This is a genomic window from Iodidimonas sp. MBR-22, assembly GCF_029946565.1.
GTDB classification, from domain to species: domain Bacteria; phylum Pseudomonadota; class Alphaproteobacteria; order Sphingomonadales; family Rhodothalassiaceae; genus Iodidimonas; species Iodidimonas nitroreducens.
Window position 1 is genome coordinate 104,549 of sequence record NZ_JARKVQ010000005.1, and the last position, 14,772, is coordinate 119,320.

At 53.1% G+C, this 14,772-nt stretch carries 10 protein-coding genes; 6 read left to right on the forward strand and 4 right to left on the reverse strand.

What is annotated here, in order from left to right; genetic code table 11:
• Positions 1 to 11 precede the first annotated feature (11 nt).
• The 3 genes from QK300_RS05630 to QK300_RS05640 all read right to left on the reverse strand — a co-directional run bounded on the left by QK300_RS05630 (position 12) and on the right by QK300_RS05640 (position 6,196).
• Positions 12 to 869: a fumarylacetoacetate hydrolase family protein gene (locus tag QK300_RS05630; RefSeq protein WP_281300707.1), complete on the reverse strand. Its 858-nt coding sequence runs from the start codon at positions 867 to 869 to the stop codon at positions 12 to 14.
• Between the two features lie 59 nt (positions 870 to 928).
• Complete coding sequence (locus QK300_RS05635; protein WP_281300706.1) at positions 929 to 2,581, reverse strand: hypothetical protein; 1,653 nt, start codon at positions 2,579 to 2,581, stop codon at positions 929 to 931.
• 72 nt (positions 2,582 to 2,653) lie between these two features.
• Positions 2,654 to 6,196 (reverse strand): TonB-dependent receptor, encoded by a 3,543-nt coding sequence (locus QK300_RS05640; protein WP_281300705.1) that lies wholly within the window; start codon positions 6,194 to 6,196, stop codon positions 2,654 to 2,656.
• Positions 6,197 to 6,449: 253 nt separating this feature from the next.
• Here QK300_RS05640 and QK300_RS05645 point away from each other — a divergent pair, with 253 nt between their 5' ends.
• The 4 genes from QK300_RS05645 (at position 6,450) to QK300_RS05660 (ending at position 10,978) form a co-directional block, all read left to right on the forward strand.
• A complete protein-coding gene (locus QK300_RS05645) occupies positions 6,450 to 6,824 on the forward strand; it encodes a sigma factor (protein ID WP_281300704.1) in 375 nt (124 codons plus the stop codon).
• A gap of 254 nt (positions 6,825 to 7,078) precedes the next feature.
• On the forward strand, positions 7,079 to 8,218 hold the full coding sequence (locus QK300_RS05650; RefSeq protein WP_281300703.1) for a FecR domain-containing protein: 1,140 nt from the start codon (positions 7,079 to 7,081) through the stop codon (positions 8,216 to 8,218).
• A 22-nt stretch (positions 8,219 to 8,240) separates the two neighbouring features.
• Positions 8,241 to 8,891 (forward strand): hypothetical protein, encoded by a 651-nt coding sequence (locus QK300_RS05655; protein WP_281300702.1) that lies wholly within the window; start codon positions 8,241 to 8,243, stop codon positions 8,889 to 8,891.
• 182 nt (positions 8,892 to 9,073) lie between these two features.
• On the forward strand, positions 9,074 to 10,978 hold the full coding sequence (locus tag QK300_RS05660; RefSeq protein ID WP_281300701.1) for a PAS domain-containing sensor histidine kinase: 1,905 nt from the start codon (positions 9,074 to 9,076) through the stop codon (positions 10,976 to 10,978).
• Between the two features lie 642 nt (positions 10,979 to 11,620).
• On the opposite strand, the gene QK300_RS05665 is transcribed toward QK300_RS05660, so the two are convergent.
• A complete protein-coding gene (locus tag QK300_RS05665) occupies positions 11,621 to 11,809 on the reverse strand; it encodes a hypothetical protein (RefSeq protein ID WP_281300700.1) in 189 nt (62 codons plus the stop codon).
• A 388-nt stretch (positions 11,810 to 12,197) separates the two neighbouring features.
• Between QK300_RS05665 and QK300_RS05670 the strand changes: the two genes are divergently transcribed.
• Together QK300_RS05670 and pabB are read left to right on the forward strand one after the other, a co-directional pair.
• Positions 12,198 to 12,608 (forward strand): MAPEG family protein, encoded by a 411-nt coding sequence (locus QK300_RS05670; protein ID WP_281300699.1) that lies wholly within the window; start codon positions 12,198 to 12,200, stop codon positions 12,606 to 12,608.
• A 50-nt stretch (positions 12,609 to 12,658) separates the two neighbouring features.
• Positions 12,659 to 14,740: an aminodeoxychorismate synthase component I gene (pabB, locus tag QK300_RS05675; RefSeq protein WP_281300698.1), complete on the forward strand. Its 2,082-nt coding sequence runs from the start codon at positions 12,659 to 12,661 to the stop codon at positions 14,738 to 14,740.
• Positions 14,741 to 14,772: the final 32 nt, after the last annotated feature.

The following is a 14,772-nucleotide window of genomic DNA, read 5'->3' on the forward strand; positions in this document are numbered from 1 at the left end:
TTCTCAAAATGTCAGACAGGGTCCGTAATCGTAATCGTCAAGGACCCAATTCCATCAATGGCTCCATAAACTGTGTCGCCCGGGAGCAGTCGGCCAACGCCTTCGGGTGTTCCAGTATAAATGAGATCACCCGGCTCCAGGATGAACAGCTCAGATACCCGCGAGATAATCGCAGGTACGCCATAGATCAGATTGGAAATATCGGAGTCATGGCGGATATCCCCATTCACGGTGAGATAGATCCGCCCGCTATCGGGATGCCCGATATCACAGGCGGGATAGATAGCGCTGATCGGTGCGGATTGGTCGAAAGCCTTACCGGTTACCCATGGATTGCCAACCTGCTTGGCCGCAGCTTGCAGATCCCGACGGGTTAACTCCATCCCCACCGCATAGCCAAAGACATGATCCAGCGCTTCATCGCGGGGAATGCGCACACCGCGCTTGCCAATGGCGATGACAAGCTCGATCTCATGTTCAAATTGCGCCGTGGCAAGGGGATAGGCAACGCTGCCGCCATCCGGGACCAAGGCATCATTGGGCTTGTTGAAAATGGAAAGTTCATGGGATTCCGCACCCCGCCCCATTTCCAGATTATGTTCCCGATAATTGAATCCGATGCAATGAACGCGCCTGACGGGGAAATATTTGGAAGACCCGGCAATGGCAACGCGGGGCGGTGCGACTTCGGGAATGGCGCTTTCAGCGCAGGATGGGTTTGATTGGGCACAGGCCGTTGTGGTGAAAATGACCGGGGCAACCGCACCGGCGGCAAGCAGGCGACGGCGCGACCAGACGCCATGGGTTTGGGGTTCGGCCTTATCGGTGCTTATATGTGTTCGGTCGCGCTTGTCAGACTCTTTTGTCATATTCGTTCTCCTTATAGACTATGGCAGGCGAATGATGAGGGTGAAGGGCGGATTGTGATCTATTGGCTGCGATCCACCGATGCGCGGACATCATCTATGGAGACGCTGCCCGTGCCCCGGCCGGTCACCAAAAGCTCTGTTTCCGGCCCGTAAAAATCGATCGCGCCAAGCAATGTGCGCACAGATTGGAAATCCTGATCTTCAGAACCCGGTTGATAGAGCAGGGGAGAGAAGACGATTTTCGCATCCGGGATATGGGTGATCAGCAAATCATAAACGGTGGCATTGGGCACATCATAAACAAACAGCTCGCGACCAAATCCCGGGAGCCGCCCCTTCTGCCAAACGGTGACGATATTCGGCGTTTCCGTCAACTGTCCGAAAATCTCCTGGAAAAACGGCAGATCGGCCTTGGGCAGCATGACCTGCACACCCGATTTGATCAGTGGGCGCAGGCCGCCGGTATCGGTTGCATGATGATGGCTCAGGATCAGATGCCTGATCGGTTTATCGGGCCATCTTGCGGCCGCTTCATCAATCAGGCTTTGTGTCCGTTCAGCATTTACGGGTGCATTGACAAGCGCAAGAGATGCCGGGCCAACCACGAGCAGGCTGTGATAGCGTGTGCCCGCAACCCTGAAAACGCCAGTGGCCTGTTCGACCAGAGTGATCTTTGAACGGTCATCGTCAATGGGTTCCGCCCGATTGGCCTGCCGCAGAAAAAAATGTGCCTGCTCGGTTCCGCGATGGGCATGGTCTGGCTCGGCGAGTTTGACCAAATCCTTCACGGGAATATCCGGCGAGCCGATGGGCGGCGGCGCATCGCCTTCATCGGTCCAGATCTGAAAATCCTGACGCAGGACGCGGCGAATGATAAATTCATCATGGCGGGTCGATGCTTCCCGCGCCGCCGGGATCAGATATTGCCCCAGCTTGCGGGGAAAAACAGCCCCATCCACAGTCGTCCAGGCCCCCATGCGATAGGTATGGTGGACGATCCCAAGCTGTGGATCGATTTCCTGAGTTTCTAAGAGCCAGGGAAAATGATTATCCGGATTGATCACGATGATCCATTTCGCATCGGCGTGATCGAGTTGAAAGGTTGGATAAAGCCGCCCGCCAAACATGCGATCATCGATCCGGACCGCGCTATCGAAAGCATAAGCCATCAGCAGGCCCGGGTTCGTGATCCAGAACTGTTTTTGTTCTGCCTTGGCCCGCGCGGCTGTGAGGGCGGTTTTGTCGGATAGGGGGATATGGCCATCCGAACCCACAAGCAATCCGCGACCCCCATGATGCATCACCTGATAGCGGCGGCGTTCCAGCTTGGGCTGATAGGTTTCAAGGGATCGCTCGATCTGAAAATCGCCACTGGCCGGATGCCAACGGGCATGGCTGTGCTCGCTGGAGACATGCCGTGGCGCGCCCCGGGATTCCAAGCCTTGGAAGGGTTCGAAATTGAGCATTTTCTCCTCGAACCGCACGGCTTTGACAGACATCAGCCGATCGCGACCGCCAAAAGCTTCCAGGCTTTTGGCTAAGGGGCGAAGGGCATGATCTGAAACTTCGGCGCGCGAAGCGTTTGCGGGCACAAGCGACAACATGATCACAAAAGCCAGAAAGGCGGCAAGATGAGAGGACCGCAAAGCGATCCGCAGCAGACGATCATGAAAAATACGATGGGAAAATAATGGGTGAAAATAACCTGACATTGAAGATCCGTTCAAACTGATGATGAATGAGCAAGGCGGAGCCCGAAGGCTCCGCCCCTGTGATTTTGAGGTTTAGAAGGCCAGATTGAGCCCCAGCAGAACACGGCGGCCAATGGCATCGCTGAAGGTCATGTCGCGGCTGAAGGCCTGAGCAAAGCGCAAGGGCCCATCGCGGTTATCAAAAACATTGTTGATGACTGCCCGCGCCGTGATGTTCTCGGTGATATCATAGGCCAGTGTCAGATTGTGAATGCGCATCGAAGGAACCTTCGATTCTTCCGGTGATCGGAATTCTTCGGATTCTTGCGCATCGAACCGGAAACCGCCCAGATGACGGGTCTGCCACATCAGCATGAAGGGGCCGCTGTTATAGCGCATATTAAGCTGGTATTTGACTTTCTCGTTAAATTGTTCGCCAGCCATGATGTCCAGATCATCGGCACCGATCGAGCGTTCCAGTTTGCTCACGTGAAAGAAGTTCCCGAATATTTCGAACTCACCCGGTGCATTGTCCAGAAAGGGCAGATCACTGGCCGCAAACAGATAGCGAATATTGGAAACCAGACCCGAGAAACGCAGTTGGGCTGCATTCACAAACCCCGTTTCAAGCCGCGAGATCTGGAAATCGCTGCCCCTTTCAAATCTGTCGCAGGCGGCAGCCCCGGGGAAATTGGCGGAGTCAAAACAGGCATTCAGGATCGATGTGGCATCCAGCACCTCGATGGCGTCATTCACCGTGATGTTGGTCCAATCGATGCTGAGCTCCAATCCGGGCAGAAAGCCGGGCGTGAGGATACCACCAACAGTCCAGGAGTCGCTTTTCTCAGGGCGAAGATTAGGATTGCCGCCGCTGATCGCGAGCTGGCGCTGATCTTCGATCAGGGCATCGAATTCAGCCAGATTGAAGCCACCCGGTGCAGCAGCCTGACAATTGGCCTGCCGTGTTGCCGGATTGGGGCCACCGGTGATGTTGTCTCTGTCGCAAGGGTCCGATGCCAGCGTCCGCACTTCCTGACGGGGCAGGAACAGCTCTGCCACTGAAGGAGCGCGAATGGATTGGGTGAAATTCCCCCGGAGCATCAGGCCTGTGCCCAAAAAGGGCAGATCAGGCACTAAACGCCCGCCCATTGTCCATGTCACGTCATTGCCGGTGAGATTATTATCAACAAGGCGCACGGCACCTTCAAGCTCAAGACTGCGGATGAAGTTCATTTCCCATGGCAGCCCCACGCCATCCTGAATGATGGGGATCAGACCTTCGGCATAAAGTTCCGTGGTATTGAACTTGCCCTCGACATCGAAAATCGGGCTGCTTTCTGTCAGCGCGTTGCGCGAGGTGCGATCCCCTTCAAAGCTGCCGCGCTCGCGCCGATGCGCTGCACCCATATAGACGGCAAGAGGACCCGCCGGGAGATCGAGCAGATCGCCACCCAGATTGACCTCATAGACCAATTGGCGGTTTTCGGTGACCCGCCGTTCGGGCTGAAGCAGAAATTCTTCCTGTTCAGGGGTCAGAGGATTAAATCCAAAAGGATTGAATGGAATACACTCATTGACCGCAGTATTGCGCGATGAGCCGGGCTGAGCATTGAAGCCCGGATCAAAGCCTTCGACCTGAACGCGACAGGCTGGCAGGCCGGTGTCCGGATCGATGACTGCATCCAGGGCAAAATTGAAGCGCTGAGCGTCGATGCCGATGGCTGTGCCGATGGCATTGGATTCACCGTAAATGAATGCGGCATCCCATGACCAATCCCGGCCAAAGACTTCAAGGCCGCCTTCAAAACCGGAAACGAAGCGGAACACATCCTGTTCACGGAAATCGGTAGGACGATCACCGTTCACATCCAGATTTGATCTGTTGACCTTGAAGAATTGCGGAACCGGATCGCCATTGGCGTCAACCAGATCGGGATCATAAGATCCATTCTGGGCCAGGATGGCCTTTGCCTGATCGGTCAGGAACGGATTGTCATTGATATTGATTGCGATACCGGGGCGAAGCTGATTATTCCCAAAGGCATCAGTGACATTGCGCGGCCGGGTGACAACATTATTGGCCTCGACCCGTGAGAACTGGCCTTCGAAAAACCATTCCGTATCTTCCATGAATTCATAGCGACCGGTCGCAAATAAATTCCAGCGGTCTTTTGGGGTCAGAATGGGATTGAAAGCCGCCAGATCGGTCACGATGGGGTTGGTAAAGCCATTGGCACCGATCGTGCTGGTCGAACCCTGCGAACCGATATCCGATCCCAGATTGGCCTGATCGAAGGTAATGAGATTGCCCATCGTATCGAAAATGAGCGGGGCCCCATTGGCGTTTCTAAGCAGATTAGGGCTGTTGAAGCCATCGGTCACAAAGGTGCTGACGACATTGCCATCCTCATCAAACAGCCTTGAGGCATTTGGTTGCCCGTTATTGTCGAGCAGCAGCAGGGGCAGGGCCGTGTTGGGATTGACAAAACGGTTGAACCCATCCTGACAAAGGCGGCGGTCGGGAACCCCGTCATTGGGGCCGGTGCTGTTTGGATTGTCGCAAAATCCATAGGCATTGGCCGCAAAGGCGCTATCCCGGGGCTCTAATCCCGGCTTTGTCGTATATTCAAGGCTGACGGTAATATTGCCCTTGCCATTTTCGGAATTGACGCCCCATAGGCCCCGAACCGTGAATTCTTCCGCATCGCCCCGCTGATCAATACCATATTGGGCATCCGCGACCAGACCTTCAAAATCCTTTTTCAAGATCAGATTGACGGTGCCGCCAATGGCATCGGTACCATAGATCGGCGCACCGCCGGTGAAAATGGTTTCAGCGCGTTCCACCAGCAGGGTCGGGATGGTATTCAGATCCACCTGTAAACCGGGGGATACCCCGCCCAGGCCCGAGCCCACAGAGGTCGTGGGGGTATTGGACGACACCACTCGGCGGCCATTGATTACGGTGAGGGTCCGTGATGAGCCAATCCCGAAAACATTGGCGAAATTCACGCCGATCAATTCGGCACCGCCTTCGCCTGCATCATTCTGGCTGGCGCCAAAAGCCGGATTTTCGTCGAAGGCCGTGATCAAATCCACATAACCGCGATCTTGCATGAACTCCGCATTCATCGTGACGGCGGGTTGAACGGTATCAAATCCGGCGCGGGCAATGCGCGAACCGGTAACGATGATTTCATCGAGCGGTATGGACGCTGACTGCTGCACCCCGGAAGAGGCCTGCGGCTGCGAGGCTTGTGCGGTTTGGACACGCTGGCTTTCCTGCACGTTATTGACGGTCATCACGCCATCCGAGAAATTATTGAGCCAGGCGCTTTCTGCCGTTCGGGATCTGATGATGACCGTCCCATATTGATCGATTTCAAAATCCAGCCCCGAGCCTTGCAGTAATTGGATCAGGGCCTCGCGGGCGCTCATGCTGCCTTTGACAGACTTGGCGATCTGGCCTTCCAGAACATCAGCAGGCATCAGAACATCCATATCCGCCTGACGCGAGAATTCATCCAGAGCAGCGCTCAGTGATTGAGTTGGAATTTGGAAATCCGAAGATTTTTCATTGGCCTGTGCAAAAGATGCGCCTGCAGACATTGCCAACAGGGGAAGGGTACAGGACATCAACGACCTGTATATTCTTGGTATCATCTTCAACTTCCCAAAGGTTTACGTTTTTGAATTTTTGGTAGCTGTCGATTTTTTATTATTTTTGTAGTAAGACGACTGAGCATAGCCGGTTTGCACATAAAAAAGATGGTGTCTGCCGAATTTGGGTTTTTCTGGAGACGACATTCATTCGGGAGAGGCATCTGCTTGTGGGAATGACCATCAGCAGTCATGCTGGCCCAGATCAAATAGTGGGGTATGAGGCTCTATGGGAGACTATGCTCAAACCGGCACGGTGTTTGTCGATAAGCCCGATCTTTTGCGGGCGAATAAGGCGGAGCATAGGAGCTTTGTTGCTCAGGCCTATGCGCGCTATCATGGGGAAATCGTGAAATTCATTTTGCGAAGTTATGGCGAGGGGCCACCGTCGCCGCAAGATGTGGTGCAGCAGGCTTTTTTAAAGCTTGCGCAATGCGAACAACCGTCACAAATTCGCAATATGCGCGCATTTCTTTACAAGACATCGATTAATATTATTATTGATCATCACCGTGGTGAAAAACGGCGGGAAAAGCTTTTGCGGCATTATAGTGCCAATGGGACATACGAAAAATGTGATCAAATCGACCCGAACGCGTCTTAAGAAGCAAGGAGGAGATGGAAATCCTCGCTAAAGTGGTTTTGTCTCTGCCGGAAAGGGAGCGCGTGATCTTCCTTTTGAACCGGGTTGAGGGCATTTCCATCAGTGACATCGCCCGCCGGACGGGATTGTCGATTTCCGGGGTCAGGCTGATCATCATGCGCTCGATGCAAAAATGCCAAAATGCATTGAGAAAAAATGGTTTGTCATGACATCCAAAGGCTACAGACAGCGTTCATACGGACAAGGCGGTTTACGTGATTAACGAGAATAGGGCGGAAAATGAGAATGAGGTTGCAGCGCTTCGATGGCTGCTGCGCGGGGAGAAAGACGCCCTGAGCCCTCGAGAGCAGCAGGAATTCGAATCCTGGCTGACGGAAAACGATGGGAATGCCTCCGCTTTTGCCCAATCGCAATCTCTTGCGGATAGTCTGGCCACTCATGCCGGTCTTCGGGGGCTTGCGCGTGTTGAAGACCTTGATCGCTATGATTTTTCTGATTTGGAGCCCACCCCTATTGTGGAGGAAAAGCGTGGGGACAAGACTTTGTTTCCGGTTTTTGCGGCGCATTATGTGGCGGGATTTTTTCGCACATTGACCGGACCGGGACCGTTGATGGCGGCTGCCGCCGCGTTTGCTGTTTTGTTCATCGTGGTTGTCGTGCAGACGATGCCGGGTTCCCCCGCAATCAACGGTCGGGTTCTGGCAACGGATATCGGGGAAATCAGAGCCTTTTACCTCCCCGATGGGAGCGTGATCACGCTGGGTGGAAAATCCCGTGCGACGCTTTTCTTTTCCGATGATCAAAGACGGGTCGAGATGGATGAGGGCGATGCCTATTTCAAGGTGGCATCACAGAGAAATAAGCCCTTCCTCGTTGAATCCGGCAGTGCCACGGTGCGGGTTTTGGGAACCGAATTTGAAGTGCGGAAGCGATCAGACCATGTGGATATCGCTGTTGCCGAAGGCTTGGTCGAGATCAGCGCCAATCTTGATCACAGGAATGCATATGCCCTCCCCGGCATGACAATGGGGGCCTCTCTTGGTGAACGGGAAGGCAAAAAATCCGTGACGCTGAGCGATGGGCAGCAGGTGAAGGTTGCCTCTTCGGGTTTGGGAGATATTCAGGAACTCAAAGCCAGTGCGGTGAGCCCATGGAGAAATGGCCGATTATTCTATGATAATGCCAGCCTTGAAGAAATGGTGAAAGATTTTAACAGATATTATGATGGCAAAATCGAGCTTGCCGATGACTCAATGAAAGACCTTAAAATATCGGGTTCCTTTAAGATCGATACGATTGAGACAAAAATATTTTCTTTAGAAAATATACTTCCGGTCAGTGTCGTGAAAAAAGACGATAAATTGATTATAATTTATCAAAAGAGAGAGAATTAAGATGATGAAATCAAGGGCGGCCATGGCTGCGTTTCTTGTTATTGTCAATGCACAACATGCTTTTTCACAAGAAGACATGGATCCTGTAGATACGATCATTTATTGCGGCAGTCTTGATAACAACGATAAGAAACTTGCCTGTTTTGATGCGGCTTATCATCATTATAGCCAGGAAAGAATGGCCCAAAAAGCTGACTCTCCAAGGGCTGAATCCTTTGCCCATGGGAAAGTCGTAGATGGAAATGCCGCTGAAGGGAAAACCCCCAATGGGAAAATCAGCGGGGGCTTGGCGTCGTCTCCAGCCAAAAACACGAAGCCAGCGCAAAGCATCGAGCAAGATGGGGTGCGGTCGCAGCATGCTGCGAAAGCGGCTCCGTCTCAGGCCATGGCCGGAAATAATCGGCGCAAGATGATCGTGCGTGAAATAACGGTCGATGATCTGGAACTGCCCCTGGAAACGACGATCACCGCTTTCAACATGAACAAAAGGGGGGATTTCAAGCTGCAGATCGCCGAAGGGTGGATATTTGCGCGCTCGGATGGGCCAACACCTCCCAACACCGATCTGACCGGAGCTTCCGTTGTTCTGGAGAAGAACTTTCTTGGCAATTGGCGGATGTCTATTCCCGATATGAAAAAGCCTTTATGGATCAAGCCCGACGAGCGCGAATAGTGCGATGTCATATGATGCAGTTGAATATGACATCTGCGATTAAAGGCGACCTGCCATCTCACGAAAATTTTAGACATATTTAATATATCCGGGTAATAATATGTTTTTATAAGCTCGGCATAAGCACTTACTGATACAGCATAAGCCCTAAGGTCATAATATGATGCAACCCAGAGCTGGCGATGTTTTCTTATAATCTGGGGGAATATACGCATCCCGATCTGCAATCATCATCCGATCAGATGTTTTGCCAGAAGATCTGTGCGGCGGCTCAATTGCTGTGCCCGTCGGTGATCATCATCAATCTTGCCGAAGATGGCCGCATTTTATGGATGAATGAGCAGGCCACGGCGAATTTTTATGGGACGGTCAATGCGAATGAGACGATGCAATTTTGTGATCTCATCTCGCCGGAAGATCAGCCATCCTGGTGGGCCAATTTCCGCACCCTGATCAGAACCCGGGTCAATAAGGTTCAGATCGCCTTTCATGGGCAAAGCCCGATTGGCAAGGCACCCCGGTTTCGCGGCCATATCATTGCCCTTGATGATGATGAGGGGGTAACCCATTATTTCGTTTCCGTGCAGGATGTGAGCCCCTTTATCAGCGAGGAGGATCATTTCCGCCATATCACCCAGCAGGCTTTGCAGGGGATCATCGTGCATCGCCATGATCGGGTTTTATACATCAACCAGAAAATGGCGGAAATATTGGGGCTTGATGATTATCGTAAGATTGGAAGCATCAAGGATATTGCCAATTTCGTGCATCCCGATGATCAGGACATCGTGCGGGATCGCTATGCCCAAGCGGTGCAGAAAGGCACATTTGGCGATCTGTTCGATTTTCGGTTGATCGCTGCGGATGGAAAATCCGTTTGGGTGAGCTGCCGTTTTGGCACCATTCGCTGGCATGGGCGGGCGGCGATCGTCTCGTCTTTTTTCGATATCACCGAAACAAAACGCCAAGTTTATCAAAGCAGCGAAACGGAAAAGCTGTTTACCAGAATTCTGGAAATTTCGCCCGATGTGGTGGCCATATCGCGCTTGTCGGATGGCACCTATTATTGGGTGAACAAGGCTTTTACCGAATTTTTCAAATGGGAAAGAAGCGATGTGATCGGCCGCTCGGGCATCGCGCTGGGCATCTGGAAGGAACCGGATCAAAAACTGCACCTCTTGTCCGAGCTTGAACGCCATGGTGTGGTGCAATCCTTTGAAGCGATCGCCTGCGATAGTGCAGGGCGCAGCTATACAACATCTTTGAATGCCACGAAAATCCGCTATCTGAACGAAGATTTCATCGTCACTGTGGGACGGGATATCACGCCTGAGAAAGAACAGCGCAAAGCCCTCGAACAGAGCATGCTGACAGCCGAGCTTGCCAATCGCGCGAAAACCGATTTCCTTGCCAATATGAGCCATGAACTCAGAACGCCGCTCAATGTGGTGATTGGTTTTTCAGGATTGATCATCGATCAGAAGGATCGTTCTTTCCAACCCGCAAAGATCATCGATTATGCCGAAAATATCCAGGCCGCCGGGCAGCATCTTTTGCAGATCGTCAATGATCTTCTGGATATGTCGCGGATCGAGATCGGGGCGGTTGATCTGAAGCCCGAAGATTTTGATCTATGGTCGGCTTTCGATCAGGTGATCCGGCTTTTGCAGCCTAAAATCGATGAGCGAAGATTGCAGTTGCATATCGCTCCGATCCCGGATGAGTCTGAGGTGCATGCCGATTTTTTGCGGACCCGACAGATCATGATCAATCTTATGGCCAATGCCATAAAATTTACGCCCGAAGGCGGCAGCCTTGTTTTTAGCATCCACGCAGAAAGCCCCGATTTTTGCAGCTTTTCGATCAAGGATAGCGGCATCGGGATGGCGGAAGATGAAATCGCGCGGGCCATGCAGCCCTTTGGACGGGCCGATAATTCCTATACCCGCCAGCATGATGGGGTGGGGCTTGGTTTGCCGATCGTGCAAAATCTCACCTCTTTGATGCAGGGCCGTCTGGCGATTGTATCAACGCCCGGCGAAGGCACCGAGGTGACGATCTCACTGCCCCGTGCTCAGCCACACTAGAGCATTTTCCGATCAAAGGGGATCGGATCAAATGCTCTAAATATCTGTTTTACCGCGATTTCCTAGCCGCGTCGTGATTCCACTCCGCTCGAAATCTCTCTAGGGCGTAGACTCATAAAATCAAAGCCATAGCAGGATTGAAGCGAGTTTGATTGGGGCCGGGAAGGTCTCGGGGCTTTTGTCATCTTAGCCAAGAAACGACATTTGCGGCTGCCATTCCCACCCATACGGCCGATACGATGACGATCCAATTTACATCCTCAAACGGACCAACAAAGGCTATATAATATGCTGATCCAAGAATAGAGCAGAGTGGAAGCAGAAAATAACTCCATCCGGCATAATTCGGGATCGTAATATTTTTTGTAGATTCATTAAATTTATCGTCGTTCGAATAAATAATATAAAGATATTTTGTTACAAAAGATATTAAAAGAGTAAATATAAGAAATATCAGGATATTATTATATCCTTTAGTGTGCAAAATGCTCAGTAGAAGGAGAAATCCGGCACTCCATAGCACAAGCGCTCCAATATCGATCCATTTTGCCTTCATCTGTGGCGAACCTCCGAACTCAGAAGGGGGCAAAGCCCGCATCGATATTATATCTGTCGCGCCTCTAAAGCCGTGCTCATAAGCGGTTACAATCTCTTATCAAGCAGCGGATAAATCGCGCCAACAATAAGCCCGACGATTAACGCCAGAATGCCTGTCTGCCACAGTGAAAGATCTCCGATAAGGAGTCCCCCTGCTATGGCTGCAAGGCTTCCGAAGGCGATTGCACTGACCAGAGAAACAACTGCCGCTTTTTTGTTCAATGCCTTTAACATGGCGGACATCCCCTTTCAGAAATTCCTAAGCGAGTTTGTGAACAAGTCTGTTGCAGAACGGAATTGATCTGATTGTCGTCGGCATCTGGAGCAACTATTGCGCGGCTAAAGCGCATGATGCCGTCGGCGTCGCTTTGCGAGCCCGCAACCGGATGGATTAAAGTTCATCGTTCCGGGCAGAACAACCCTTTTTAAACGAAAAAATTTCACAGTCTCGTTTAAACGAAAGTGCCCCCCATGTTCCTGTGCGCCGGAAAGGCTCGGCCCCTTGGATGGTTTTCTCTCCGCTGCCCCCTCCCTTTTCATGAAGCTTTTCTTTTCCGGGCAGAGCTGAAATGCTGCGTCTTCGGATAGCGAAAAGCATCACATCTTGTCAGGAAATATTCTTATGTCTTTGCCGATCACCCTCTTGGCGGCGTCTTTACTGGTTAGTTTATTTCTGATTCTGGTTGTCAGAAATATTCAGGCGCGTTTGCTCAAAATCAAGGCGGATCAATCGGGTGGCGCCTCGCCCGAGATCGAAGCGCAGTTAAATCACCGGATGCGCGTGGTTGCCAATTTCTCTGAATATGCGCCTTTGGGTCTCGTGATTTTGGGGGCATTGGAAGCCGCCCGCGCCCCCACATTTCTGGTCATGGGGGTGGCGATTGCGCTGGTCCTGGGCCGTATTCTTCATGCTTGGGGGTTTTCCCGGTCGGCGGGTGCAAGCTTTGGCCGCATGTGGGGCACCATCATCACCTTGCTGACATTGATCGTCGCAGCCCTGGGCGGGCTTTATACGGCGCTGTTGATGGGCTGATCATTTGCCGCTAAACCGCATGCTTTCCAGTTTTTGGCTAAGATCGGGCCGTGCTTGCGGTCAAAAGCCATGAGGAGCCGGATATCATGCTGTTGCGCCAGCCGCCCTTTGCCCTTTTTGATCGCGCAATGGACGAAGGCGCGCCCGAAATGGGTGGAGAGAATCAGGCGATAGACACCCCGGCCATGGGGGCGCGGCTTTTTAGCCAGCCCATTGCCCTTTTATGTGCCCGGGATGTGGATGCGGTTTGGCCGGTTTTGCGGCAGGCCGAGGCCGCGCTCGCCGCAGGTCATTGGCTGGCGGGCTGGATCGCCTATGAGGCGGCGGCCGCTTTTGAGCCGAAAATCCGCAAAGCCCAGCGCTTTGATCCGCAAGAACCGCTGATCTGGCTGGGGGTATTTCCTGCGCCCCTTGATCTTTCGCCCCCAGATCTGGACGATCTTTTTGCTCAGGCTCATTCCGGCACTACGCGGCGCGCTGTTTTATCCCATCCTCGATTATCTGAGACGATAAAGGATTATGAAGCGGCCTTTGCCCGTATTCGCATGGGCCTTGATGCGGGCGAACTTTACCAGATCAATTACAGCATGAGGCTGGATCTGGAGCTGGCAGGCGATCCGCTGAGCCTTTATCAGCAATTGCGCAAGGCCCAGCCCGTGGCCTATGGCGCTTATGTTCATGATGGTAAGCGGCAGATTCTCTCGCGCTCGCCCGAGCTTTTTGTGAAGCGTCACAAGGGCATTTTGGAAACCCGTCCGATGAAGGGAACATTGGCCCGGGGCCTTGATCTGGAGGACGATCGCCGCCGGGCGGCTTTTTTGCGGGGCGATGAAAAATCGCGTGCGGAAAATCTGATGATCGTTGATCTGTTGCGCAATGATCTGAGCCGCATCGCTGCCCCCGGCAGTGTCGAGGTTCCGGGCCTTTTTGAAATCGAACACTATCCCAGCGTGCTCCAGATGATCTCAAGGATCAGGGCGCAGCCACGGCCCGATCTGGGCTTTGCTGCCTTGATCGAGGCCATGATGCCCTGTGGATCAATCACCGGGGCCCCGAAAATCAGGGCGATGGAGTGGATTGCCGCCCTCGAAAATCAGCCGCGCGGGATTTATACGGGGGCCATTGGCTGGGCTGCCCCGGATGGGGACCTGTGCTTTAATGTGGCGATCAGAACACTGGTGGAGCAGATCGCGCCGGCCCCACATAGCCCCGAACCAGGCGCGCCGCGCCGGATGTTTCGCTTAGGGCTCGGGAGCGGGATCGTGGCCGATAGCCAATGGCGCGCCGAATATGAGGAATGCCTGCTCAAGGGGCAGTTTTTGGGGCCAAAGCTTTCAGGAGAGGCTTGCGGCGGCTTCAATAAGAGCGGTGATGCCAGCCTAGATGCCAGCGTTGAGGATGCTCCTTGGGCGCAAGCCGATTTTGCCCTCATTGAAACCATGCTGTGGCAATCCGGTCATGGCTGTTTGCGCCTGCCCCGGCATCTCGCCCGATTGTGCGCTTCGGCGCAGTATTTTGCGATTCCGTATGACGAAGATGTGATCTTACAAATATTTGATCAGGCTCTTGCACAGGATTTTGAGGGCCGATCTGATGCCAGGATGGGGGATGCTTCAGGCAAGCGCCTTGTGCGCCTGCTCCTTGGGCGCTCGGGTGCGGTCAGTGTTATGGTCGCGCCCTTTCGGCCCTGGCAAAGCCCGATCCGGCTGCATCTGGCCCCCCGGCCTTTGCACAGTCAGGATCTTTTGGGGCGGCACAAAACCACTTTGCGCCAACGCTATGCCGTTCATGATGCGGCAGGACGCTCCTTGTTGTCGAGGCTTGCAACAGATGAAGACGAGATCATTTTCTGTAATGAAAATGGGCGTTTATGCGAAGGGTTGCGCAGTAATCTGTTCATCAGGCGGGGCCAATTTCTGCTCACGCCCGCCTTGGATGAAGGCCCTTTGCCGGGGGTTTTGCGCGCCGAATTGCTGGCCACGGGGCAAGCACAGGAAGCCCGCCTTGATCTTGATGATCTGATCCATGCCGATGCTGTGTATATCGGGAATGCCGTGCGCGGCCTTGGTCGGTGCGTGGGCACTCTCTTGCAACCGGGCCATGGCCATGCTTCCGACAAGAAGCGTTCATAATCAAACCATAATTCTATCTCATCTTGGTGAGA

What these genes read in the sequence shown, in the direction of transcription:
- QK300_RS05630 (WP_281300707.1), bottom strand. Translation starts at nt 869, where the DNA reads ATGACAAAAGAGTCTGACAAGCGCGACCGAACACATATAAGCACCGAT.
- QK300_RS05635 (WP_281300706.1), bottom strand. Translation starts at nt 2,581, where the DNA reads ATGTCAGGTTATTTTCACCCATTATTTTCCCATCGTATTTTTCATGAT.
- QK300_RS05640 (WP_281300705.1), bottom strand. Translation starts at nt 6,196, where the DNA reads ATGTCCTGTACCCTTCCCCTGTTGGCAATGTCTGCAGGCGCATCTTTT.
- QK300_RS05645 (WP_281300704.1), top strand. Translation starts at nt 6,450, where the DNA reads ATGGGAGACTATGCTCAAACCGGCACGGTGTTTGTCGATAAGCCCGAT.
- QK300_RS05655 (WP_281300702.1), top strand. Translation starts at nt 8,241, where the DNA reads ATGGCTGCGTTTCTTGTTATTGTCAATGCACAACATGCTTTTTCACAA.
- QK300_RS05660 (WP_281300701.1), top strand. Translation starts at nt 9,074, where the DNA reads ATGTTTTCTTATAATCTGGGGGAATATACGCATCCCGATCTGCAATCA.
- QK300_RS05665 (WP_281300700.1), bottom strand. Translation starts at nt 11,809, where the DNA reads ATGTTAAAGGCATTGAACAAAAAAGCGGCAGTTGTTTCTCTGGTCAGT.
- QK300_RS05670 (WP_281300699.1), top strand. Translation starts at nt 12,198, where the DNA reads ATGTCTTTGCCGATCACCCTCTTGGCGGCGTCTTTACTGGTTAGTTTA.